This window comes from Stenotrophomonas sp. Iso1, from assembly GCF_027497995.1.
Classification (GTDB): domain Bacteria; phylum Pseudomonadota; class Gammaproteobacteria; order Xanthomonadales; family Xanthomonadaceae; genus Stenotrophomonas.
The window spans coordinates 180,585-201,800 of sequence record NZ_JAODBT010000005.1 but is presented as its reverse complement, the minus strand read 5'-3'; the positions used below and the strand labels follow the sequence as shown (position 1 = coordinate 201,800).

Below are 21,216 nucleotides of genomic sequence, written 5' to 3'. Positions count from 1 at the left end.
GCTGGACGCGAGATCCGACGTGCGGCCCCTGCTGAATTACGGTGGTGCTGACACCGAGGCGTTATCGGGCTCGCACGTCGGGCTCTCGGCACCTAGGCTAGGGGAAACTCAAGACATAAGGCGTTAGCACTCAATGGAACTGTCCTCGCTCCCCATCGAAGTCACAAGCTCGAGAGATGCCGGCACTGGGCAGCAGATCGCTTTCCGGATAGTAGGCGATGCATCCGCGGCCCTTGCTCGTTTGCTTGCGGCAATGCCAGCGGGCACCGAAATTTCTGCTTCAGATCCAACGAACCTTGATTGTGCGTTGGAGGTTCGTCGCACCCAGGCGGGCTATGAGGCCAAACGCGGGTGCCATGGCGCTGCTGGGACTTGGCGCTCGGCCACGGCCGTTGCTGCCCTAGATTGGTTGCTTCCTGGTACTGGCTTAATTGCCGGGCGGCAGTTCGGGCTCATGCTGTGGGTTCCTCGGCGATGAATGCTAACAATTCATTCAAGCCGAACCCGCTTCGCGGGTCGGCTTAATTCCAGAGTTGAATGTCCGCTCCTGGCCGGAAGCGGAAGTTATGCCCAAGACTCATGGTTACGATCGGTGCGTCTGCACGGTCACGCTTTCATATGTTCGGGCTTGATGCCCCACCAGCAAAGAATACTGCCGCCAACCAACAACACAACGGCAAGGCCAATGGACAGGTGCATGCCGTGCATGAACGGTTTCGGTGCCGTGTCACGCACCAAGTAGCCAAAAACTGCCACTCCGAGCATTCCTCCCACCTGCCGTGCGGAGTTGAGCACACCCGATGCAATGCCTGCGCGTGAGGCATCCACCGATGACAGGGTGATGTTGGTCATGGTCGGTACCATCAGCGCGATTCCGCTGGCGGCCAGCAGCATGGGCGCCACCAGGTAGCCGTAGCCGCCATCGATGCTCAAGGGCATCAGCAGCAGATACCCTGACGCTGCCAATAACGGTCCCAGCACCATCAACACGCGTGGCCCCACGCGCGCAGTGAGCCTTCCCGCTAGCACGTTGACGGCGATGAGCACCACGGTCATGGGCAGGAAGGCCACTCCGGTCAGCTGTGCGGAGCGGTGTTGCTGCATCTGGAAGAACAGACTGAATACGAAGATCAGGCCGTAGTAGGCGAAATTGACCACCACACCCGCCACCGAGACCACGGAAAAGGTGGGGTTTCGGAACAACGCCAGCGGCAGCATGGGCGAGTGGATGCGCGTTTCGATGCAGATGAAAACCAGCAGCGCGATCACTGCCAGCATCGCGCTGCGAAGCACCCATTCATGCGTCCAGCCGAGGTGGGCAGCCTCGGTAATTGCGTAGGTCAACGAGGCCAGTGCAAGGATCGCGACTGCTTGCCCACTCCAATCGACCGCCCGCCGATGGCCAGCCACGCGGGTGGCGTGACGTAAGGTCAGATACATTCCCATCAAGCCAATGGGCAGGTTGATCAGAAAAATGCTGCGCCACCCCAGATGGGTAACCAGTAGCCCGCCGAGCACCGGTCCGGCAGCGAGCGACACCGCCCCCAAGCCCCCCCACCAGCCCACCGCGCGGTTGCGTTGCTCGCGATCGGGATATGCGTGATGGAGCATTGCCAGAGAATTTGGCACCAGCAGGGCGGCCCCAAGTCCTTGAACCAGCCGGGCGGCAATCAGCACGGGAAGACTGCTACTCAATCCGCATGCAACAGATGCCGCGGTGAACACCGCGAATCCTGCGAGGAAAACCCGCCACGCGCCCAAGCGATCACCAAGGGTCCCGCTTGTCAGCAGTAACGCGGCAAAGACCAGTGCGTAGGCGTTGATCACCCACTGCAGGCCAGACACATCCGTGTCGAACTGATGGCGCAGGGCATCCAGCGCCACGTTGACGACACTCACGTCCAGAAGAACGATTACGAATCCCAGTGCAGAGGCCAGCAGCGTCCCCCGACTGGACAGCGGTGTTGCATTCACGAGTTCTATCCAACATATGACAGGCAGTCAGGCTAGGGCTCGGAGATGTGTGCGTATACTCCAAGAAATTGCAACCAGTCCGTGAAAAAACGCACAGATGTTCGATTGGGAAAACATGCGTCACTTTCTGGCGGTCGCCAGGGTCGGCACGCTTTCAGGTGCTGCCCGGGTGATGGGCGTCGACCATGCCACGGTCAGCCGTCGCCTCGCTGCCCTGGAAGCCGAACTGCAGGTCACGCTGGTCGAGCGCTTGCCCCGGGCCTGCCACCTCACCGCCTTGGGCGTGAAGATCCACCAGAAGGCAATGACGATGGAGGCGGCGGCGCTCGCGGTCGAGCGCTCTGCTCAAGCCAGTCACACACCCCTAGCGGGGAAGGTGACGCTCAGCGCACCTCCCGTGTTGGTTGCACATCTTCTAGCGAGACGGCTTGCAGCGTTCTGCGACCAGTATCCCGACATCCAGCTTTCAGTGTCCGCGCAGTGGCAGCAGGTGTCGCTGAGTCGCCGCGAAGCAGACGTGGCACTGAGGCTCGTGCGACCCAAGGAATCCGACAGCGTAGTCCGCAAGCTGGCTGACATGCCATTTGCGCTATATGCCAGCGCGGGCTATGCAGCGAAACGTCGCCCCGAAGATTGGTCGTTCATTGCATTCGACGCGCAGTTCGCCGACATGCCTCAGCAGCACTGGTTGCTTCAGATCGCGGCTGGCCGGGCTGTTGGCTGCGAACTGAGCGACATCAGTGGACACTTGAGCGCGGCGCAGGGAGGTGCCGGCGTCGCTGCCCTGCCGTGCTTTCTTGGCGACCACACTGCCGGATTGGTTCGACTTGAACACGAGGGCCAGGCTTTCTCGCGCGATATCTGGCTGGTCGTCCACCGCGACCTGCGGCGCGCGGCGCCAATCCGAGCAGTCATGGACTTCATAGCGAAGATTGTCTCCGAAACGCCAGGGCTTGCGGCGGAGGCGGATGTCGGCAGCAGAGCCATATATCAGGCAGGTTCCCCGGTGAAAACGCGCTAGCGATCAGACTATGGCGTTCGGAAAAACGGATGCTGTTCGAATTGAGTGATGCTGATGAGGTCGGCTTTTGGTCGAAAGCCGACAGCTCCGCCCATTACGCTGTTGCGAGCGCACAGCATTCGATCTGAGCCGAGCCATCACTGGTTTGACGCACCGATGAGCAGGAGAAGCGCCGAGAGTCACCCGGCATCAAGCCCATTTCAGCCTTCTGTGGCGCAGAAGTTGAAGCGGCCCTGTCTCAGCCGGCCCGGGCGCTCCAAAGACACATGAGCTGCGTGATGGCGGTATCCATGGCCTTGAAGGTCACCCCATCCCTGGCGAGCGTGGATAGTCCAAACAGGAAACTGTCGAACACGCATGCCATTGCAGCAGCGTCGGCATCCGGACCGAGTTCTCCGCTGACGATGGCGCGCTCCACGCAAGCGCGAATACCGGCACGCGTACGGGCGCGCGATCGCGTAAGCGGCGCGGAAATAGCCGATAGCTCCGGTGATGGCGCGCTCATCACCCCCAGTGCAACCATGCAACCCTTGGGGTGGCCGCGCTCGCACTGCATTTTGGCTGAGCGGCGCAACGCAAGCTCTACCGCCTGTCTTGGGCCAAGCGACGTGTCCCACAAGCACTGGGTCACCTTTGCATAGGTCGCCAGATAGCGTTCCATGCATTCCTTGAAGAGCGCCTCCTTGGAACCGAACGCTGCGTAGAAGCTGGGCGCACTGATGCCGCCACCGATGGCGTCCTTGAGCTGGCTCAACGATGTGGATTCGTAGCCCTGTTCCCAGAACAGGTGAAGCGCTTCCTCGACCGCGGTGTCCCGGTCAAAGCTGCGGGGTCTGCCCATCTGTGCCATAGCGCCCTCCAATGCTTACATAAATACTATTCGATACATAAGTAGTTGACAACAGCATTGCTCGCGCCTATATATGTACCACTCGGTACACATATACCGTTCTCAACGGAAATCCAGGACAGGCGGTCGCGGCTGCCTGTTTTTCTTGGTCAATATATGTACCGAATGATACATATGTGACACCGCTTGACCCGGCTCCCCCTCAACGAAGGACAACGCGTGACCTCCTCAAGTGCATCAACGGCCAGTGTGATCCCTGCGCCGTTACCCATCGCTGCCCTGTTGGCGCTGGCCATGACCGGCTTCATCTGCATCGTGACCGAAACCCTTCCGGCAGGACTGCTGCCGTATATGTCCGAGGGCCTGGGCATTACCCCCGCACTGGCCGGGCAGACGGTTACCGCCTATGCGCTGGGTTCCGTATTGGCCGCAATCCCGCTGACGATTGCTACGCAGCAATGGAGGCGTCGCAACGTCCTGCTGCTCACCATCGCTGGCTTTCTGTTGTTCAACTCTGTGACTGCACTCTCAACCGACTACGGCCTGACCTTGGTGGCACGCTTTTTCGCTGGTGCAGCGGCGGGCCTGGCGTGGAGCCTGCTGGCCGGGTATGCCCGACGCATGGTCCAGCCCGAGCAGCAGGGGAAGGCCATGGCGATTGCGATGGTGGGCACCCCCATCGCGCTCTCCCTCGGCGTGCCGTTGGGCACCTGGGCGGGCGGCATTCTGGGCTGGCGGACTGCGTTTGCGGCCATGTCGGCGCTCACTGTCGTACTGATCATATGGGTGCTGGCGAAGGTGCCTGACTTTCCGGGCCAAACGGGAGCGCAGCGCGTGCCGCTGCGCAAGGTGCTCGGCACACCCGGTGTACGTCCGGTGCTCGCGACGGTGATGGCGTGGATGTTGGCCCACAACATCCTCTACACCTATGTGGCGCCGTTTGCCGCACACGCCGGGCTGGGCCAGCGCGTGGACGTCCTGTTGCTGATCTTTGGTGCAGCGGCGCTGGTAGGCATCGGCGTGACAGGAAAGCTGGTAGAGCACTACCTGCGCAGCACTGTCCTGGCCTCGCTGGCAACGTTCTTCGTTATCTCCGTGGTACTGACGCTGCTGCAAGGGCTGCAGCCTGTCGTTTACCTGTGCGTGGCGGTATGGGGCCTGACCTTCGGTGGCGCGGCGACCTTGCTTCAGACCGCGCTTGCCGACAGCGCAGGAGACGGGGCTGATGTCGCGCTATCGCTCAATGTTGTGGCCTGGAACAGCGTTATCGCTGGCGGTGGTGTGGTGGGTGGCGTTTTGCTGAACCACTGGGGCGCGCAGACCTTCCCTCCCGTCATGGCGTTGTTGCTGGCACTTGGATTTTTCATCGCATGGTCCGCCCGAAATCACGGCTTTGCTGCGGGCGCCCGCGCATCGGCTAGCCACTAGATCTTCCGTCGCTTGCGTCCTCCCTCCCCTCACTACAAAAGGTCTTATCGTCATGTTCAAACGTCTCCTTTCCTCCTTGGCTTTTGTCACGGGCAGTCTGCTCGCCGGACCGGTGCTGGCTGCCGATGAGTTCCCGGTACCGCCAGGATTCACCAGCGAGTTCAAGACCGTCGACGGTGTGAAGATGCACTACGTAAAAGGCGGATCCGGCCCCTTGGTATACCTGGTCCATGGCTTCGGCCAGAGCTGGTACGAATGGCACCAGCTGATGCCCGAGTTGGCACGTCACTTCACCGTCGTGGCACCGGACCTGCCGGGGCTCGGTCAGTCAGCGCCGCCGCCGTCTTACCGCGCCACCGATGTCTCAGAGCTTCTCCATGACCTTGCACTGGGATTCAGTGGTGGGCAGAAGTTCGACCTGGTGGCCCACGACATCGGCATCTGGAATACCTACCCGATGCTGGTGACGCATCAGGACAACATCCGCCGCGTCATCTACATGGAGGCGCCGATTCCGGATGAAAGCATCTACGACTTCAAGGCATTCACCCCAGCCGGTGAATCGTTGGTATGGCACTTCAGCTTCTTCGCCGCGGGCAACCGGTTGGCCGAAACCTTGATCACCGGCAAGGAGCGTCCGTTCTTCGAGCACTTCATCAAGGAGCATGCCACCAACAAAGCGGCGTTCACCCCAGAACTGCTTGACCTGTACGCACGCTCCTACGCCAAGCCAAGCAGCTTGAATGCCGCCTTTGAGTACTACCGCGTGCTCAACCAAGGCGTACTGGATAACAAAGCCTTGTCAGCCACGCCGATCACCATCCCCGCTCTGGCTATCGGAGGCGGCGGACATGGCGGCATGGGCAGCTATCAGGTCGAACAGATGAAGCGCTATGCAGACGACGTAACCGGGCTGGTCATCCCCGACTGCGGGCACTGGCTGCCGGAAGAATGTGCGGCGCCGCTGAATGCCGCCGTTGTTTCCTTCCTGGCGCAATAACCTCCGGCTGGAATGTTGTGTGCTGAAATGCCGGCCCGTGCTCAGCGCATGGGCCGGCTGCAAGCCAGAACGACTGGATGTTTCCAGTCCGGTATCGCTCTCACTCACCCCGTATTGAATCGGCGCCTGTAGTCGCCCGGCGTCAGCCCGACGATGCGACTGAACACTTTGCGGAACGAGCCTGGGTCGCTGTAACCCACGTCCCAGGCAATGCGCTCCAGCGGCAAGCGGGTGGACTGCAGCAACTCCCGGGCGCGCGCTACCCGCACCCGCTGGCAATACTCGGTAGCGGTCATTCCGGTCGCCTTCTGGAAGCGTCGCAGGAAGGTGCGTTCCTCCATGCCGGCACGGCGCGCCAGGTCGGGTAATGCGGTCTCCTTGGCGTGGGTGTCGTGCAGCCAGTTCTGCACCGCCAGCACGGCGGCATCGCCATGCGAGATGCGTGGCGCGAAACTGCTGTAGTAACGCTGTTGGCGACCCAGTGGATCAACCAACAACGTGCGTGCGGTATCCAGCATCACCGCCGCGCCCAGGTAGCGTTCCACCAGCCGCAGGCCGAGATCGATCCAGGCCATCGCGCCGCCGGCGGTGAGGATGTCCCCGGCATCAATGACGAGTTGGTCGGTGTCCAGTTGTATTTCTGGAAAGCGTGTCGCGAAGCTGTCGTTGAACGCCCAGTTGGTGGTGATGGTGCGCCCGGCCGCGCGACCGGTTTCGCCCAGCAGGTACGCACCCGCGCATACCGACGCCAACGTGGTGCCACCGTCGTGCAGTGACCGCAACCAATCCACATAGGGCGCGGCGGCCTCGGGGGAAATGGGGTCTTCAAGACTGGGCGGCAGGATGAGCACGTCCAATGCGTCAGCTGCGGTTGGGTGCGATGCGTCGTTCGACGTCAGCGGCTGGCCCGGCGCTGGAATGTGCCAGTGCGTGACATGCAGCGCGGGCGTTCCAGGTTGGGCGCGACTGTTGGCGATCCGGCCGGCCAGCGTCAGCAGATCGGTAAGCCCGAGCACTGCCGCCAGTTGTGCACCGGGGTACAGCAGGATGCCTATCTCAATGTGGCCATCGTTGCGCATCTGTCGGTACAGCCCTCAAGAATGTCGGTAGCGCCTCTTAGCTGCATGAGGCCTGCGGCGGAAAATTCTCCCACGTTTTCTTTCCTTCACGCCGGGAGTCCCCATGAACCATCGCGCCGTTATCGTCATCGACCTTCAGAACGAGTATCTGCCCACCGGCAAATTGCCACTGACCGGTATCGAGGCAGCCGTCGCCAATGCGGTCACCGTTATCGCTGACGCACGCGCCAAAGGCATCCCCGTGCTGCACGTTCGTCATGAATCGGCCGGCAATGAGGCACCGATCTTCGTACCGGGTACCGATGCAGTAAAGATTCAGACCGCCGTCGCTCCGCTCAGCGACGAGCCGGTGATCGTCAAGAATTTCGTCAATGCGTTCCGCGACACCGACCTCAAGCAGCAGCTGGAATCACGCGGCATCAAGGACGTCGTCATCCTCGGTGCGATGAGCCATATGTGCGTGGATGCGGGCGTACGCGCTTGCGCTGACATGGGTTACACCGTCACTGTGCTGCACGATGCCTGTGCCACGCTGGATCTGGAATTCAATGGTGTCAGCGTGCCGGCTGCACAGGTTCACGCAGCAATGATGGCGGCATTCGCATTCGGCTATGCCACGGTGATTTCGACCGAGGCCTATCTGGCCGCATGATGCACCCAGTGGCGATGCCCGTTTTTTTACGATCGTAGCGTTGCGTTGCAGTGCTCCGGGAAGCATTGATGCGCTAAGGCCTCAGGCGCGGCGTCGCCGACTTCTTCAACGCTGAATCACCGGCACGTCCGGCGAGATGATCAACTGGTTGATGCGTCGCAACGCACTTTCCAGTTGTCGGCGGCTGCTTGCAAGGCCCAGCGACAAGCGGAAGCCGCGCTGGTGGTGCAAGCCATCGGGCCGGAACGCTGATGAGGGTGATATCGCCAAACCCTGCAGCTGCGCGGCGTGCACGAATGTGGCGTCAGTCCATGGTTCGGGCACGTGGCACCACGCATGCAGACCGGTCGCCCTTGCTTTCAACGAAGGCGCCAACAGGTGTTCGGCCAATGCCGTGCGTTCGCTGGCTTCGGTCAGCACTTGCTTGAGCAATGCGTGGGCCGAGCCGTCCAACAGCAACTGACTGACCAGGGCCATCACCAGCGGGTGGCCCATCAGGCAGATGGAACGCAACGCGGCGGCGAGGTCTTCGGCATGCGGAGCCGAAGGGCACTGCACGAACGCCGTACGCAAACCGGGGCTGATCGCCTTGGACAACGTGGACACGTAGTAGACGTGGTCCGGCGCGAGAGCGGCGATGGGTGTGGGCTTGCTGGCGTCGTGATGCCAATACGGATCGTCCTCGATGGCGAGGAGTTGGCAGCGCTGCAGCACATGCGCGAGTTCGGTGCGACGCGACAGCGGAACCGTCAGCGCGGTCGGGTTATTGCAGGTGGGGTTGAGGTAGACCACGCGCGCGCCACTTTCACGGGAAAGACGCTCAAGTTCATCCGGGCGCATGCCGTGCTCGTCGCCACTTACCGGTACCAGGTGCCGGCCCAGCGATCGAGCGACCTGCAGCAGACCGGGATATACGAGGCGATCGCAGAGAATGGCGTCGCCTTCATGCGTCTGGCTGATGAGGATGGATGCCAATGCAAACTGCGCACCTTCGGACACCACCAATCGTTTTTCGTTGACGTTGCCTAGCATCGGCTGCAACCAGGCGGTCGCTGCGTGACGATCCGTGGGACTGCCACCGCTGAGGTGGTACGTCATCAGGTTGAGTGCATTGCTGCGTGCAAGCACCGCAGCAGCACCACGTCGCAATACGTCGTTCAATGCAGTGGCATCAGGCACCGGCGGCACGTTCATGCTCAGGTCTACCGGCTGGCCGAATGCGGCCTTGGGCGGCGCGATGAAACTGCCTTGTGGGCCACGCGCTTCGATCAAGCCCCGCCTGCGCGCTTCATCGAATGCACGTGTCACCGTGGTCAGGTCAATGCCCAGCTGCTTTGCCAAGGCGCGCTGCGATGGCAGGCGGTGTCCGGGCACCAATTCACCGGTGTTCATGGTGCGCTCGATGCTGTTGACGATACGCAGATAGATCGGGCCGTTACTGGCGAGTGCGTTGTCTATCCAGCTCACTGCGCACCTTCGCGTGAGTCGTAGAAGGCTGCGACAAACTGTCGCGCCATGTAGGGACGATGTCGGGCGCTATCGTTCTCATCAGCGGCGGGCGCCTGCTCACAACCATCGGTCGGTTGGAGTGGGTGCCCGCTGCTTTTCATGGGCGAACGACACGCCAACACACAGTGACGTACATGCAATTTCATGGCTTTGAGATCAACGCTCGCTTTGCCAAGGGCAATAGCAGCCGACTGCAAGCAGCCCGCGTGGACGGACCGTTTGTCCGTCGACAAGTTTGTCGAGGATGGGCTCTACGAAACTGTTGGCCGAGTTGCACACCATGCCGATGCTGTAAGGACCGGCATAGGCCAGATGGCCTTCGCGATCCCAGATCGCTACCGCAGGGCTGGCGGGAATCTGGTCCGCGCCCTCTATCGTCGGCAGCTCCTTCAAGCGGCCCTGCAGATAGTCCGGCAGTTCGCCTTGCGTGCCGGGTTTACGCACGGCGTAGAAGTCGATGCCTTCGCGGCGATACATCGTGGTCAGGTAACTCAGGTGCGCGCCGGTTTCGCGGTTGCAGACCTTGCAGGCCGGGTCCCAGAAATGCACCACGCGGATACGCCCGTTCGCACCCGCCAGCTCGACGGGCAGTTTGAGTTGCGTGTCGTCGAACACGATCGCCTGCTCAGCGAAGCTGGCCTGCGCGCTGAAGCCGAAGTATTGCCATACCGCCACCGCAATGCCGGCCATGAACACACAGGCCGCCGCGATCCACAGCCGCATCCAGCGACGGCGCGGTGATGCGCCGTTTATCGGGCTCACGTGGCTTCGTCCGGGCCGAACTTGTGTACGTACTGCTTGCGCATCTCGCGGCACGAATCGGCCTGGGCACGGCGGTGGATCTCGGTGCGCTCCGGCGCACGGCTGCGCTGCAGGCAGTGTTCGATAGCCGCCTGTTCGCTGGCCTGCACGCTGGCCGTCTGTGGGCGGGAGCAGACATACACCAGCGAGGCCAGCGCCAGGACGATGAAGCCCCCGCAGCCCAGCATGACCAGATGAAACCTCAGCTTGTCCCGACGCACACGACTCCCCACAAATCCATACAAGATATTCAATGTATCATTTTTGTATGGATATGATCGTGAAGCGGCTAGACGATGGCGTTCGTCCGCGTCTCAGGCGCTGCGGAGATTACCTCGGTGAGCTTGGTCAACGCCGACGCCAGACTGTGCTGATCCACCGCCCCGCCCAGCGACAGGCGAATGGCGTTGCCGGCCTGCTCCTCGATGCTGAAGGCCTCCGAGCTGGCGATGCCCAGCCCCTGCGCCTGCGCCGATTGGATCAACCGGTATTGGTCCAGCCGCGCTGGGAGCGGCAACCACACATGCAGGCCGGTCGGGTGCGCCTGGTAAGGCGCAGGCAGGATGCGGGCGGCAATCTGCTGCCGCTGGCGCAGCTCCTGCTGGAAGCGGCGGACCATATCGTCGGCCTGACCACTGCGAATCCAGTGCGAAGCGACCGCCACCATCGACTGGGTGGGCATCAGCGCGATGGAGCGCAGGGCGTCGAGCAAGGGCTCCATCGGCTCCCCCAGCGGGACCACCAGATAGGCCGTGCGCAGGCCCGGTGCCAAGCACTTGGACAGGGTGGAGACGTAATAAACCGGTGCGTCCGGATGGGACTCCACGGCCAACGGCGCGGCGGCATCTGCGGCCAGCAGCCAGTACGGGTCGTCCTCCACCACCGCCACACCATGGCGGCGGGCAATGGCCAGGATGGCCGCCCGCCGGGCCTGCGACATGGTTGCCGTGGTCGGATTCTGGATGGTCGGAATGAGGTAGATCAGACGCGGTTTGCGCTGCTGGCAGGCTTCTTCCAACGCCTCCGGCAGCATGCCCTCGTGGTCCATGGCGATGGGCGCAATGGTCCGCTGCAGCACGCGCGCGGCCGCCAGCAGGCCCGGATAGGTGAGCTGCTCGGCGGCGACCACATCGCCCGGCTGGGTCTTGGCCAGCAGGATGGCGCACAACGCGGCCTGCGCGCCGGGGCAGATCACCACCCGCTCGGCCGGCACGTTGCCCAGGATCGGCGCCAGCCACTGCACGGCGGCGGCGCGGTCGTCGCGCGAGCCGGCGCCGACGTGATAGCTCATCAATTCGCCCTGCCCCAGCTGCTGGCTGAGCTGCTGGAAGCCCCGCTCCATGCTCTGCGCGAACGGGCTGCTGCCCAGCAGCGGCGGGATGTTCATGCTCAGGTCCACCGAGGTGGCGCTGTTGCCGGCCGACATGGCGATGAAGGTACCGCCCGCACCCTGCGCATCCAGCAGGTCGGACTGCCGCAGCTCGGCATAGGCACGGGTGACGGTGGTCAGGTCCACGCCCATCAACTGGGCCAGATCACGCTGTGGCGGCAGCCGGTCGCCGGGGTGCAACACGCCATCGTCCACGGCCTCGCGCACCTGCTGGGCAATCTGCAAGTACAGCGGGCCCGTGCCCTCGGTGAAAGGACGGACCCAGGTCCGGTTGGGCTTTTTCAGGCGTCGGCCAGCGGCGGGTTGCTGCATCAGGGAAGTCCTTCCATGCGTTGTACGTGCACCAACCCATACAATCATGTATCTTGTATGGGCTTGACTGGATCGGCAATCCTTTTGTAGGCGCCGCCGTACGGACAGTGTAGCCGCTCCCCGCCCGTGTACCGGGCGCTGGCAGTCCCCGGTCAGCAGCTCCTTCAACAGGGTTGACCTTCAATGAATATCTGCTGGAAACGCATCCGCCCAGCGCTGGCCGCTTTGGCATGCGTGGGTTTGTCTGGCTGCAACTGGGTATTGCTGGACTCCAAGGGCGACGTGGGCATTGCCCAGCGCGACCTGATCATCATCTGCGTGGCGTTGATGATGATCGTGGTGATCCCGGCCATCGTGCTGACCTTCGTGTTTGCCTGGCGCTACCGGGCCAGCAACACCAAGGCCAAATACATGCCCGATTGGGCGCACTCGACCAAGGTGGAAATCGTGGTGTGGGGTGTGCCGTTGATCATCGTGGCGGTGCTGGCGGTGATTGTGTGGAAATCCACGCACGAACTTGACCCTTACAAACCGCTGGATATCCCCGGCGAGCCGCTGCATGTGGAAGTCATTGCCACCGACTGGAAGTGGGTGTTCGTCTACCCCGACCTGGGCATTGCTACGGTCAACCAGCTCAACTTCCCGGCCAACCGCCAGCTGGCGTTCGACATTACCTCCAACTCGACGATGAATACCTTCTTCATCCCGCAGCTGGGTGGGCAGATCTACGCGATGGCCGGCATGCGCACGCAGCTGCACCTGGTGGCCAACGAGCCGGGCGAGTTCCGCGGCATGTCGGGCAACTACAGCGGCCATGGTTTCTCCAACATGAAATTCATCGCCACCGCGATGACCAACGAACAGTTCGATGGCTGGGTCGCGCAGGTGCGTCAGTCACCGGACCAATTGAGCTTCGACGAGTTCAAGCGGTTGGCCGTGCCGACCCGCAAGGAACCGGTGCGTCACTTCGCCACGGTCGAGCCATTGCTGTTCAAGAAAGTCATCGACCAGTTCATCGGCGTGGGTGAGAACACCGCGGCCACGTCGGGCCATCACGCAGAAACCAAGGCCTCCCAGGAGTAATGAGCATGTTCGGTAAGTTGACGTGGGACGCCGTGCCGTTGCACGACCCGATCGTCGTGGTGACATTGTTGGGCATGGTGTTGGGTGGCGTGGCGCTGCTCGGCGCCGTCACCTACTTCAAGTTGTGGGGCGTGCTCTGGCGCGACTGGTTCACCACGGTGGACCACAAAAAGATCGGCATCATGTATGTGGTCGTTGCACTGGTGATGCTGGTGCGCGGCTTTGCCGATGCCCTGATGATGCGTGCGCAATTGGCCGCCGCTGGCCCGGGCAGTGATGGCTTTCTGCCGCCCGAGCATTACGACCAGATCTTCACCGCGCATGGCGTGATCATGATTTTCTTCGTGGCCACCCCATTCGTGGTGGGCCTGATGAACATCATCGTGCCGCTGCAGATCGGCGCGCGCGACATGGCGTTCCCGTTCCTCAACGCTTTCAGCTTCTGGATCTTCGTCGTCGGCGCTGCGCTGATGATGATCTCGCTGGGCGTTGGCGAATTTGCGATGACCGGTTGGGTGGCGTACCCGCCGTTGTCCGGCATCGAGTTCAGCCCGGGTGTGGGCGTTGATTACTACATATGGGCATTGCAGGCCTCCGGTGTCGGCACCTTGCTGACCGGCGTCAACCTGTTCATCACCATCCTGCGCATGCGTGCGCCGGGCATGACGCTGATGAAGATGCCGGTATTCACCTGGACCGTACTGGTCACCAGCGTGATCATCATCGCCGCGTTCCCGATCCTGACCGTCGCACTCGGCGCGTTGACACTGGACCGCTACCTGGACTTCAACTTCTACACCAATGACCTGGGTGGCAACCCGATGATGTACGTCAATCTGGTGTGGGCCTGGGGCCACCCGGAGGTGTACATCCTGGTATTGCCGGCATTCGGCATTTTCTCGGAAATCACCGCGACGTTCTCGCGCAAGAAGTTGTTCGGCTACAAGTCGATGGTGGGCGCGACATTGGCCATCGGCATCCTGTCGTTCGTGGTGTGGCTGCACCACTTCTTCACCATGGGCTCGGGCGCCAGCGTCAATGCCTTCTTCGGCATCATGACGATGATCATCGCCATCCCAACGGGCGTGAAAATCTTCACCTGGTTGTTCACCATGTACGGCGGCCGCGTGGAGTTCAGCGTGCCGATGTTGTGGACCATCGCCTTCCTGGTGACCTTCACCATCGGTGGCATGACCGGCGTGCTGCTGGCCATTCCGGGTGCGGATTTCCTGCTGCACAACAGCCTGTTCCTGGTCGCGCACTTCCACAACACCATCATCGGCGGCGCGCTGTTCGGTTACCTGGCCGGCTTCGTTTACTGGTTCCCGAAGGTGTTCGGCTTCACCCTCAACGAGCGTCTGGGCAAGTGGTCGTTCGCCTGCTGGGTGATCGGTTTCTACCTGGCCTTCATGCCGCTGTACATGCTCGGCTTCATGGGCATGACCCGGCGCATGAACCAGTACGACAACCCGGCGTGGACGCCGTACCTGATCGCCGCATTCGTGGGAGCGCTGTTCGTGCTGGCTGGCATCGTGCTGATGCTGGTGCAGATCTACGTCAGCATCCGCGACCGCAAGAAGAACCTGGACGTCACCGGCGACCCGTGGAATGCACGCACGCTGGAATGGGCCACGCCCTCGCCGCCGCCGTTCTACAACTTCGCGGTAGTGCCGAAGGCCGACCAGTTGGATGCCTTCCACGAAGCCAAGAAGGAAGGCCTGCCTCCGCCGCCCAAGAAGTACGCGCCAATCCACATGCCGCGCAACACCGGCGTGCCGCTGATCCTCAACATCTGGATCCTGGCGTTGTGCTTTGCCTTGATCTGGCACATCTGGTGGCTGGCCGGTGCGAGCTTCGTGGCGATGATCGTCACCTTGATCGTGCGCTCCTACGACGAGGACGTGGACTACTACGTCAGCGCCGATGAAGTGGCAAAGATCGAAAAACAACACCAGAGCAAGCTCAAGCAGCACAGGGTGATCGCATGAATCTGATGTCCAACACCGTGGTCACCACCGAGCAGGTGGTTGACCACGCCCATGACGACCATGGGCACGAACAGGGCGGCATGAAGGTCTTCGGCATGTGGGTGTACCTCATGTCCGACCTGGTGCTGTTTGGCTCGCTGTTCGCCTCGTATGCGGTGCTCAGCAACGCCTACGCGGGCGGCCCGACCGGTGCGGAGTTGTTCTCGCTGCCGTTCGTGATGACCGAGACCTTCCTGCTGTTGTTCTCCAGCATCACTTACGGCCAAGCCGTGCTGGCGATGCACCGCCAGAACAAGCAGGCGGTGCTGGCATGGCTGGGCGTCACCTTCGCACTCGGTGCGGGCTTCATCGGCATGGAGCTGTATGAGTTCAACCACCTGCTCCACATCGGTGCCGGCCCGACCACCAGCGCGTACCTGTCGGCGTTCTTCGCACTGGTGGGCACGCACGGCCTGCACGTGGCCAGCGGCCTGATCTGGATGGCGGTGGTAATGCACCAGGTGCATCGCCGTGGCCTCACCGCGACCAACGTCACCCGCATTTCCTGCCTGAGTCTGTTCTGGCACTTCCTGGACCTGGTCTGGATCTGCGTCTTCACCTTTGTCTATCTGATTGGAGTGTTCTGACCATGTCCGATATCGATACGTCCCGCGCCGGTGGTGGACATGGCTCAACCCGCTCCTACCTGATCGGCTTCGTGATCTGCGCCGTGCTCACCGTCATCCCCTTCATGCTGGTGATGAACCCGGTGCTGTCGCGGCCGCTGACGCTGTTCCTGCTGGTCGGCTTTGCCGTCGTGCAGATCGTGGTGCAGCTGGTGTACTTCCTGCATATGAACCGCTCCTCGGAGGGCGGTTGGAACCTGGCCAGTTTTGTTTTCACGCTGGTCATTCTTTTCATCGTGGTCGCGCTCTCCATTTGGATCATCTGGAGCATGCACTTCCACATGATGGTCAACTGACGCACACACGCACGGGCTGGCAGGCAACTGCCGGCCCGTGTCGTGCAGCGCGGCTGGCCGTCCCTCGCACGACTGAAGCCATGTCCCGTACTCACTCCCCCACCACCGGCCTTGCTGCACTTGCCCGCAAGCTCCGCCTCTCCACCGTGCTGATCACCGCCGCCAGCCTGCTGCTGGTGGCCTGCGCGGCCAAACCCCGCGTGGATTTCTACGGCAAGGACATCGCCTGCGAAGACCTCGGCCAGCATTGGTCGCTGCCCGACAGCACCGGCGTCACCCGCACGCCGGCGGATTTCAACGGCAAGGTGACCTACCTGTTCTTCGGCTTCACCAGCTGCCCCGACGTCTGCCCCACCACGATGGTGGAGTTGAACCGCGTGAAGCACCTGATGGGCTCAGACGCCGACAACCTGCAGGTGGTGTTCGTCACCGTCGACCCGGCCCGCGACACCCCGGCCGTCGCGCAGACCTATGTAGAAGCCTTCGACCCCACCGCCACCGCACTGGTCGGCAACGATCAGCAACTGGCCGCCATGGCGTCCTCATTCAAGGCGTTCTACGACCGCGAAGACGGCACCCTGCCCGGCACTTACACCATGAGCCACACCGCAGGCGGTTACGTCTTCGACCGCCAAGGCCGGCTGCGCCTGTTCGCCCCCTTCGGCATGCCGGTGGAACAATTGTTCTCCGACATTCAACGCCTGACGCTGGAACCGACCTTGCCGGTAGGGCAGCGGAATCCGCCCGGCTGCAGCATGGAAGCAAAGTAAGAACAGCAAATCTAAGCCCCTCTCCCGCGAGCGGGGTGAGAGGGGCAGTTTGCGAACCATCGGTTCGCTGCCCATCGAACGCCCTTGCGCCAGCGCAAGGGCCGGGGCGCGGAGCGGGGGTTGGGGTGAGGGGAAGCTTCTAACAAGCAGACCAAAAGCTCCCAGCAATCAGTCCATCAGCCCCCAACACCACCCCAAAGCCATCACTTCCACCTCAAAAACAAACAAAATCCCCCATCCATCTTGACACCCGCCCCCTCGGAACTGAGGCTAATGCCATGAGCATTGACCTTACCCCTCTGAATCTCCGAGAGCTCAACACTCTCATCCGTACTGCCCAGGAACGGCATAAAGCCCTCACCAGTCGTCCCCCGGCCGAGAAAGTCCGGCGCAAGCTGATCGCCGACGCCAAGCGCGCGGGCTACACGATTGATGAAGTCTTCGGCTTGGACGCAGACCAGGCGCAGCCCAAGACCAAGGCCACCCGCCGCCGCAAAGGCCCCAAGGTCAAGCCGAAATACCGCGACCCGGAAAACCGCTGGAACACCTGGACCGGCCGAGGAAAGATGCCGCTCTGGCTCGCCTCGAAGATCCGCTTCGGTCACACACCGACCGACTTTCTGATACCCGGCGTCGCAAAGCTCACCCCGAAAGAGAAAGTACTGACGGGAAAGCGGAAGTTGTTCAAGCAGGGTTGAGTGGGGAAAAAAAGCAATCAGACGGGGAGTCTGGTTGCTTTTTTCTTTACTCCTATGCAGTAGCCGGACAGGCGCAGGATTAGTGAATATAGATGAGACTGTAAATCTCCCGAGTACAAAATAAATCGAAATCAATCGAAAACTCAACTTATATTCACCCCTCCCCTTACTGCGCCCCCGGAGCCTTGATCTACTGTTGGAAAATACAATTTTAGCAATAAGAGCAGCTACGGATTTATATACGCAAAGAAAATCAGAGCGCGAGTCCCTTTAGGAAAATTTATCTTGATGCTTATCGGGCCAGGATTCAATTTGGATAAGGAAGGCGGAATGAATAATTCTAATCGCGTTCAGGACGGACAAATCCTGCAATGGCTTCACTTTAGTGACGCACACATTGGCATGAAAGAACAAAAGAGACTTTGGGCTCGCCCATTATCCAGACTTAAGGACGACCTACGGATACTTCTCGATAAGACCGGCAAAATCGACGTTATAATTTTCACCGGCGACATGACCCAATTCGGCTCAAAGCAACAATTCGCCGCATTTGGAGAAGAAATTTCCGAGCTTCTGTATCTTATCGAGAATCATTCCGGCTTAAGGCCAAAGCTCGTAACTGTCCCGGGAAATCACGATTTATGTCGCCCAGATAAGCTACGCCCTGAACTGATGGCGATAAAGCAATTTTGGCTCTCAGATGAGCTACGTGACGGAATCTGGAATAAATCCGAGTCAGCTTACATTGATTTTTTTAAAGAATGCTTCTTCGAATATTCGGAATGGCTCCGTTCAGCCATAGCAGATGGGACTCATGTCGAACCTGTTACTGCCGGCATCCTGCCGGGAGACGCTGCTTATACTATTGGACAGGGGCCACAAAAAACTGGAATTGTTGCGTTGAACTCTGCTTGGCTTCAACTCGGACCTGAAGATTACCGAGGCAGACTGCATGTGGACACGCTCCAGCTTATTGAAGTCATCGGCAATCACCCCGACGAATGGCTCCAAAAAAATGGCGCCAATATATTAATTACACATCACCCTGTTGACTGGCTACATCAATCAAGTCAGAACGAATGGAGTCGCGATATAAATCCCGCCGGAAGATTCGACCTTCATCTTTTTGGTCATATGCATGAGCATCAGACAAGGAGCATCGCTTTCGGCGGAGGGCAGCGTAGTCAATCTATCCAAGCATCATCTCTTTTTGGTCTGGAGTACGACGACGGCAAGCGCGTCCGAATTCAAGGATATAGCGCAGGCGCATTAACGTTATCACCAGAAAGAAGATTCACGTCATGGCCTCGTAAGCTTTTAGAAATTTCGGGTGGAGACGTAAAATACGTCCCTGACTCAACTCAGGATATTGATGAGCTATCGAGCAGTTTCACCATCAAACTCGAAAGACGCTCCCCTAATCCATCACAGATGGCGGAAACGATAAGCCAACCAAGCAATCCCCTATCGCCGACAATACATAGTGCACAGAGCCGGCTTTTTGACCTTGCTAGAATCCGACGTCCCGCAGTGCCCGAGCGATCCCATCAAAAAGTCCGAAGAGTCGAACAAGAAGCAGTAATCGCCTCCCTTAAGGCACGCAAGATCACTTGGATCTCATCAGAGTGGGGGCTCGGGGAGGAAGCATTTGCATCCTGCATAGAGAAAGCACTTATCGGCTCGGGGGTAATGTACTCGATCGACTTCACTGACTATTTATCGAGAGAAGCATTTCTGGATAGAACCCAACAGAATCTAGGGGCATCCTTTCAGAACATATCGGAAGCCATCTCAGACTCAGGTCCGTCTCTTGTTATCTTCTCGGGAGTTGAAATTGATCGTACTGATGAAGAAGCACGGACCCGACAACTGGACATTGAAGATCTTGCGCGCACATTCTCGGATTTTGCACCCGATACCTTTGTACTAATTACAAGTCGGAGTTCACCGCGAGCATCTGCCTTTGGCAGCACAGAGCTCCGACCACTGGACGAAGCGGATTTAGCTGTATATCTGAAAGAAAGTGATTCGGGTTCTTCGGAACTTGTAACCGCCGACGTTGTTTCTAGAATTATGAGGCATACCGATGGAGTTCCGGATCGTATTGATTTAACACTTCGGGAGCTCGAAGTGGGATCAATTGACGATCTGACTCCATCAAACCCCGACCTCGCATTTTCTGCCACGACGCTAGTTGCTGCCCCAACCGCACTGGTGGAAACAGTAACGGAACTGCGATTATCTGAAGCGAGGCAGGAGCGACGCGCCTACAGCCTTCTTCTAGCATTATCTACACTGCCTCAGGGAGAACAGTTATCTCGTCTGAAAAGATTTTTTGGTCCAGACCCCGTACTGGCAACACATGCTCTTGAGCTCCTTAGTCGCTCACTTATCAAAACTCGATCGGTTGCGTCCGAGAATTCGTCCAACTCATCAACTGACAAGATACTCGTCGTACCTAAGGTAGTCCGCGATCACGTGAGAGAGAGCATTAGCCTGCCGGAGAGCCGGAGTTTGGACAGGAAGGCCTTGGACCTCTACTTCGGCGAATCCTGGGCTATGGGGGACATATCGAGCTCTCAAGCAGCCAAGAGAATCGGCGAAGCACTATGCGATGGCTACGAGATCCAGAATATGAGTGCACTTGTGTTTAGGGCAGTCGCCCGGGCCATTGATTCTCAGGAGAACTTCGATCTCGGAGGCGCACTTAGGCTTGCCATTTCCTTCATCAAGATACTTTCAAATGGCAATCACTACAGAGCCGCCGCAAGCGTATGCGAAGACATGCTTGGCTTGATGCTAGAAACGGACAGTCACACCACCGAAGTTAATACATTAAGAAAAGATTATGCTGAATGCCTCCGAATGACCGGGAGATCCGACGCGGCGATCGATAATTTTGAACAGGTGGATAGAAATGCATTTTCCAAGACTGTGCGTCAACGGACAGAGCTTCACATGGCCTTATGTTATCGGCGCCTTAAAAGGTATGACGAGGCGCGCTCGCTCTCCAACTCTCTCATTAAGATTTCACGAAATTCTGCCGCTGCAAATCACGCCCGATCCATCCTTGCAAATCTGACAGACGATGCTTCTCTACGGATCGCCGAGCTCAGAAATGTTCTCGCTACCGCCTTGAAGTCCAAGCACTACACTGTTGCAAGCAATATCCGAATGGATCTCGCAGCGGAGCTGGAAGACGAGGTTGAAGCACGAGAAATTCTGCGCGAGGCAATGAAGAATGCGAGTGATCTCGGTTTTTATACCGTAGCGAGACAAATTGTTCAGCTAGCAAGCATGCCAGGCGCCGCTCATTGGCTAACACCATTTGAGCGCACGCTGCTTATCGACGCATATTATTACTTATACAACGAACGTTTACTTCCATTATTTGGAACTTGTCACGCAGCCCTTTGGGATATATTCGAGCGCGAAGGCGATACTGCCAATCTATTTAAGCTTTTTCGCCACAGCTCTTTTGTTTGGCGCCTTTCAGGCAAGGACGACCTAGAGTTGAATTACGTTCAAAAACTCGCGGGACATTCGTCATCTATTGTTTCTTGGAACGACTCCAGCATCGACAGAAATAAGGCGTATCTAGTAGTTCGCCTTTCAATTGTTCTTGGAGAAAGGGAGATTCAACTGTCTGATGACTCTTGATGCAGCAAGCGAAAGCCAGCATTTCCGCTGGCTTTCTCGC

General features: G+C 59.6%; 17 protein-coding genes and 1 pseudogene. 11 read left to right on the top strand and 7 right to left on the bottom strand.

The window, feature by feature from the left end:
* Positions 1 to 606: 606 nt before the first annotated feature.
* Positions 607 to 1,974, bottom strand: a complete 1,368-nt coding sequence (locus PAN08_RS17690; RefSeq protein ID WP_269792828.1) for an MFS transporter — start codon at positions 1,972 to 1,974, stop codon at positions 607 to 609.
* Positions 1,975 to 2,071: 97 nt separating this feature from the next.
* On the opposite strand from PAN08_RS17690, the gene PAN08_RS17685 reads away from it, so the two are divergent.
* Positions 2,072 to 2,995 carry a LysR family transcriptional regulator gene (locus PAN08_RS17685; RefSeq protein ID WP_269792827.1) on the top strand — a complete coding sequence of 308 codons (924 nt, stop codon included), beginning with the start codon at positions 2,072 to 2,074 and terminating at the stop codon, positions 2,993 to 2,995.
* Between the two features lie 238 nt (positions 2,996 to 3,233).
* Here PAN08_RS17685 and PAN08_RS17680 read toward each other — a convergent pair whose 3' ends face one another.
* A complete protein-coding gene (locus tag PAN08_RS17680; RefSeq protein WP_269792826.1) occupies positions 3,234 to 3,845 on the bottom strand; it encodes a TetR/AcrR family transcriptional regulator in 612 nt (203 codons plus the stop codon).
* Positions 3,846 to 4,064: 219 nt separating this feature from the next.
* On the opposite strand from PAN08_RS17680, the gene PAN08_RS17675 reads away from it, so the two are divergent.
* Positions 4,065 to 5,273, top strand: coding sequence for an MFS transporter (locus tag PAN08_RS17675; RefSeq protein ID WP_269792825.1), 1,209 nt, complete (start codon positions 4,065 to 4,067; stop codon positions 5,271 to 5,273).
* A gap of 52 nt (positions 5,274 to 5,325) precedes the next feature.
* A complete protein-coding gene (locus PAN08_RS17670) occupies positions 5,326 to 6,273 on the top strand; it encodes an alpha/beta hydrolase (protein WP_269792824.1) in 948 nt (315 codons plus the stop codon).
* A 104-nt stretch (positions 6,274 to 6,377) separates the two neighbouring features.
* On the opposite strand, the gene PAN08_RS17665 is transcribed toward PAN08_RS17670, so the two are convergent.
* On the bottom strand, positions 6,378 to 7,352 hold the full coding sequence (locus tag PAN08_RS17665; RefSeq protein ID WP_269792823.1) for a GlxA family transcriptional regulator: 975 nt from the start codon (positions 7,350 to 7,352) through the stop codon (positions 6,378 to 6,380).
* A gap of 103 nt (positions 7,353 to 7,455) precedes the next feature.
* Between PAN08_RS17665 and PAN08_RS17660 the strand changes: the two genes are divergently transcribed.
* Positions 7,456 to 8,004 carry a cysteine hydrolase family protein gene (locus tag PAN08_RS17660; RefSeq protein WP_269792822.1) on the top strand — a complete coding sequence of 183 codons (549 nt, stop codon included), beginning with the start codon at positions 7,456 to 7,458 and terminating at the stop codon, positions 8,002 to 8,004.
* Between the two features lie 105 nt (positions 8,005 to 8,109).
* Here the strand turns inward: PAN08_RS17660 and PAN08_RS17655 are convergent.
* The 4 genes and pseudogenes from PAN08_RS17655 to PAN08_RS17640 all read right to left on the bottom strand — a co-directional run bounded on the left by PAN08_RS17655 (position 8,110) and on the right by PAN08_RS17640 (position 12,016).
* A pseudogene (locus PAN08_RS17655) lies at positions 8,110 to 9,614 on the bottom strand (PLP-dependent aminotransferase family protein).
* A 55-nt stretch (positions 9,615 to 9,669) separates the two neighbouring features.
* A complete protein-coding gene (locus PAN08_RS17650; protein WP_269792821.1) occupies positions 9,670 to 10,275 on the bottom strand; it encodes a DUF6436 domain-containing protein in 606 nt (201 codons plus the stop codon).
* Positions 10,272 to 10,535, bottom strand: a complete 264-nt coding sequence (locus PAN08_RS17645; protein WP_332840116.1) for a hypothetical protein — start codon at positions 10,533 to 10,535, stop codon at positions 10,272 to 10,274. Before PAN08_RS17645 ends, PAN08_RS17650 begins: the two co-directional genes overlap by 4 nt.
* 68 nt (positions 10,536 to 10,603) lie before the next feature.
* Positions 10,604 to 12,016: a PLP-dependent aminotransferase family protein gene (locus PAN08_RS17640; protein WP_269792819.1), complete on the bottom strand. Its 1,413-nt coding sequence runs from the start codon at positions 12,014 to 12,016 to the stop codon at positions 10,604 to 10,606.
* A 183-nt stretch (positions 12,017 to 12,199) separates the two neighbouring features.
* Between PAN08_RS17640 and cyoA the strand changes: the two genes are divergently transcribed.
* The 7 genes from cyoA to PAN08_RS17605 all read left to right on the top strand — a co-directional run bounded on the left by cyoA (position 12,200) and on the right by PAN08_RS17605 (position 21,176).
* Positions 12,200 to 13,099, top strand: coding sequence for a ubiquinol oxidase subunit II (gene cyoA, locus PAN08_RS17635; RefSeq protein ID WP_269792818.1), 900 nt, complete (start codon positions 12,200 to 12,202; stop codon positions 13,097 to 13,099).
* Between the two features lie 5 nt (positions 13,100 to 13,104).
* On the top strand, positions 13,105 to 15,087 hold the full coding sequence (gene cyoB / locus PAN08_RS17630; RefSeq protein WP_269792817.1) for a cytochrome o ubiquinol oxidase subunit I: 1,983 nt from the start codon (positions 13,105 to 13,107) through the stop codon (positions 15,085 to 15,087).
* Positions 15,088 to 15,092: 5 nt separating this feature from the next.
* Positions 15,093 to 15,713 carry a cytochrome o ubiquinol oxidase subunit III gene (cyoC, locus tag PAN08_RS17625; protein WP_269792838.1) on the top strand — a complete coding sequence of 207 codons (621 nt, stop codon included), beginning with the start codon at positions 15,093 to 15,095 and terminating at the stop codon, positions 15,711 to 15,713.
* Positions 15,714 to 15,715: 2 nt separating this feature from the next.
* Positions 15,716 to 16,048 carry a cytochrome o ubiquinol oxidase subunit IV gene (cyoD, locus tag PAN08_RS17620; protein ID WP_269792816.1) on the top strand — a complete coding sequence of 111 codons (333 nt, stop codon included), beginning with the start codon at positions 15,716 to 15,718 and terminating at the stop codon, positions 16,046 to 16,048.
* A gap of 80 nt (positions 16,049 to 16,128) precedes the next feature.
* Positions 16,129 to 16,818, top strand: a complete 690-nt coding sequence (locus tag PAN08_RS17615; protein WP_269792815.1) for an SCO family protein — start codon at positions 16,129 to 16,131, stop codon at positions 16,816 to 16,818.
* A 278-nt stretch (positions 16,819 to 17,096) separates the two neighbouring features.
* Positions 17,097 to 17,516, top strand: coding sequence for an H-NS histone family protein (locus PAN08_RS17610; RefSeq protein ID WP_269792814.1), 420 nt, complete (start codon positions 17,097 to 17,099; stop codon positions 17,514 to 17,516).
* A 330-nt stretch (positions 17,517 to 17,846) separates the two neighbouring features.
* Complete coding sequence (locus PAN08_RS17605) at positions 17,847 to 21,176, top strand: metallophosphoesterase (protein ID WP_269792813.1); 3,330 nt, start codon at positions 17,847 to 17,849, stop codon at positions 21,174 to 21,176.
* The last annotated feature ends 40 nt before the right edge of the window (positions 21,177 to 21,216 follow it).

Bases quoted from the DNA above. Each gene is read 5' to 3' on its own strand.
- PAN08_RS17615 (WP_269792815.1), top strand. From the start codon at position 16,129: ATGTCCCGTACTCACTCCCCCACCACCGGCCTTGCTGCACTTGCCCGC.
- cyoB (WP_269792817.1), top strand. From the start codon at position 13,105: ATGTTCGGTAAGTTGACGTGGGACGCCGTGCCGTTGCACGACCCGATC.
- PAN08_RS17685 (WP_269792827.1), top strand. From the start codon at position 2,072: ATGTTCGATTGGGAAAACATGCGTCACTTTCTGGCGGTCGCCAGGGTC.
- PAN08_RS17680 (WP_269792826.1), bottom strand. From the start codon at position 3,845: ATGGCACAGATGGGCAGACCCCGCAGCTTTGACCGGGACACCGCGGTC.
- cyoD (WP_269792816.1), top strand. From the start codon at position 15,716: ATGTCCGATATCGATACGTCCCGCGCCGGTGGTGGACATGGCTCAACC.
- cyoC (WP_269792838.1), top strand. From the start codon at position 15,093: ATGTCCAACACCGTGGTCACCACCGAGCAGGTGGTTGACCACGCCCAT.
- cyoA (WP_269792818.1), top strand. From the start codon at position 12,200: ATGAATATCTGCTGGAAACGCATCCGCCCAGCGCTGGCCGCTTTGGCA.
- PAN08_RS17665 (WP_269792823.1), bottom strand. From the start codon at position 7,352: ATGCGCAACGATGGCCACATTGAGATAGGCATCCTGCTGTACCCCGGT.
- PAN08_RS17640 (WP_269792819.1), bottom strand. From the start codon at position 12,016: ATGCAGCAACCCGCCGCTGGCCGACGCCTGAAAAAGCCCAACCGGACC.
- PAN08_RS17610 (WP_269792814.1), top strand. From the start codon at position 17,097: ATGAGCATTGACCTTACCCCTCTGAATCTCCGAGAGCTCAACACTCTC.
- PAN08_RS17670 (WP_269792824.1), top strand. From the start codon at position 5,326: ATGTTCAAACGTCTCCTTTCCTCCTTGGCTTTTGTCACGGGCAGTCTG.
- PAN08_RS17605 (WP_269792813.1), top strand. From the start codon at position 17,847: ATGAATAATTCTAATCGCGTTCAGGACGGACAAATCCTGCAATGGCTT.
- PAN08_RS17660 (WP_269792822.1), top strand. From the start codon at position 7,456: ATGAACCATCGCGCCGTTATCGTCATCGACCTTCAGAACGAGTATCTG.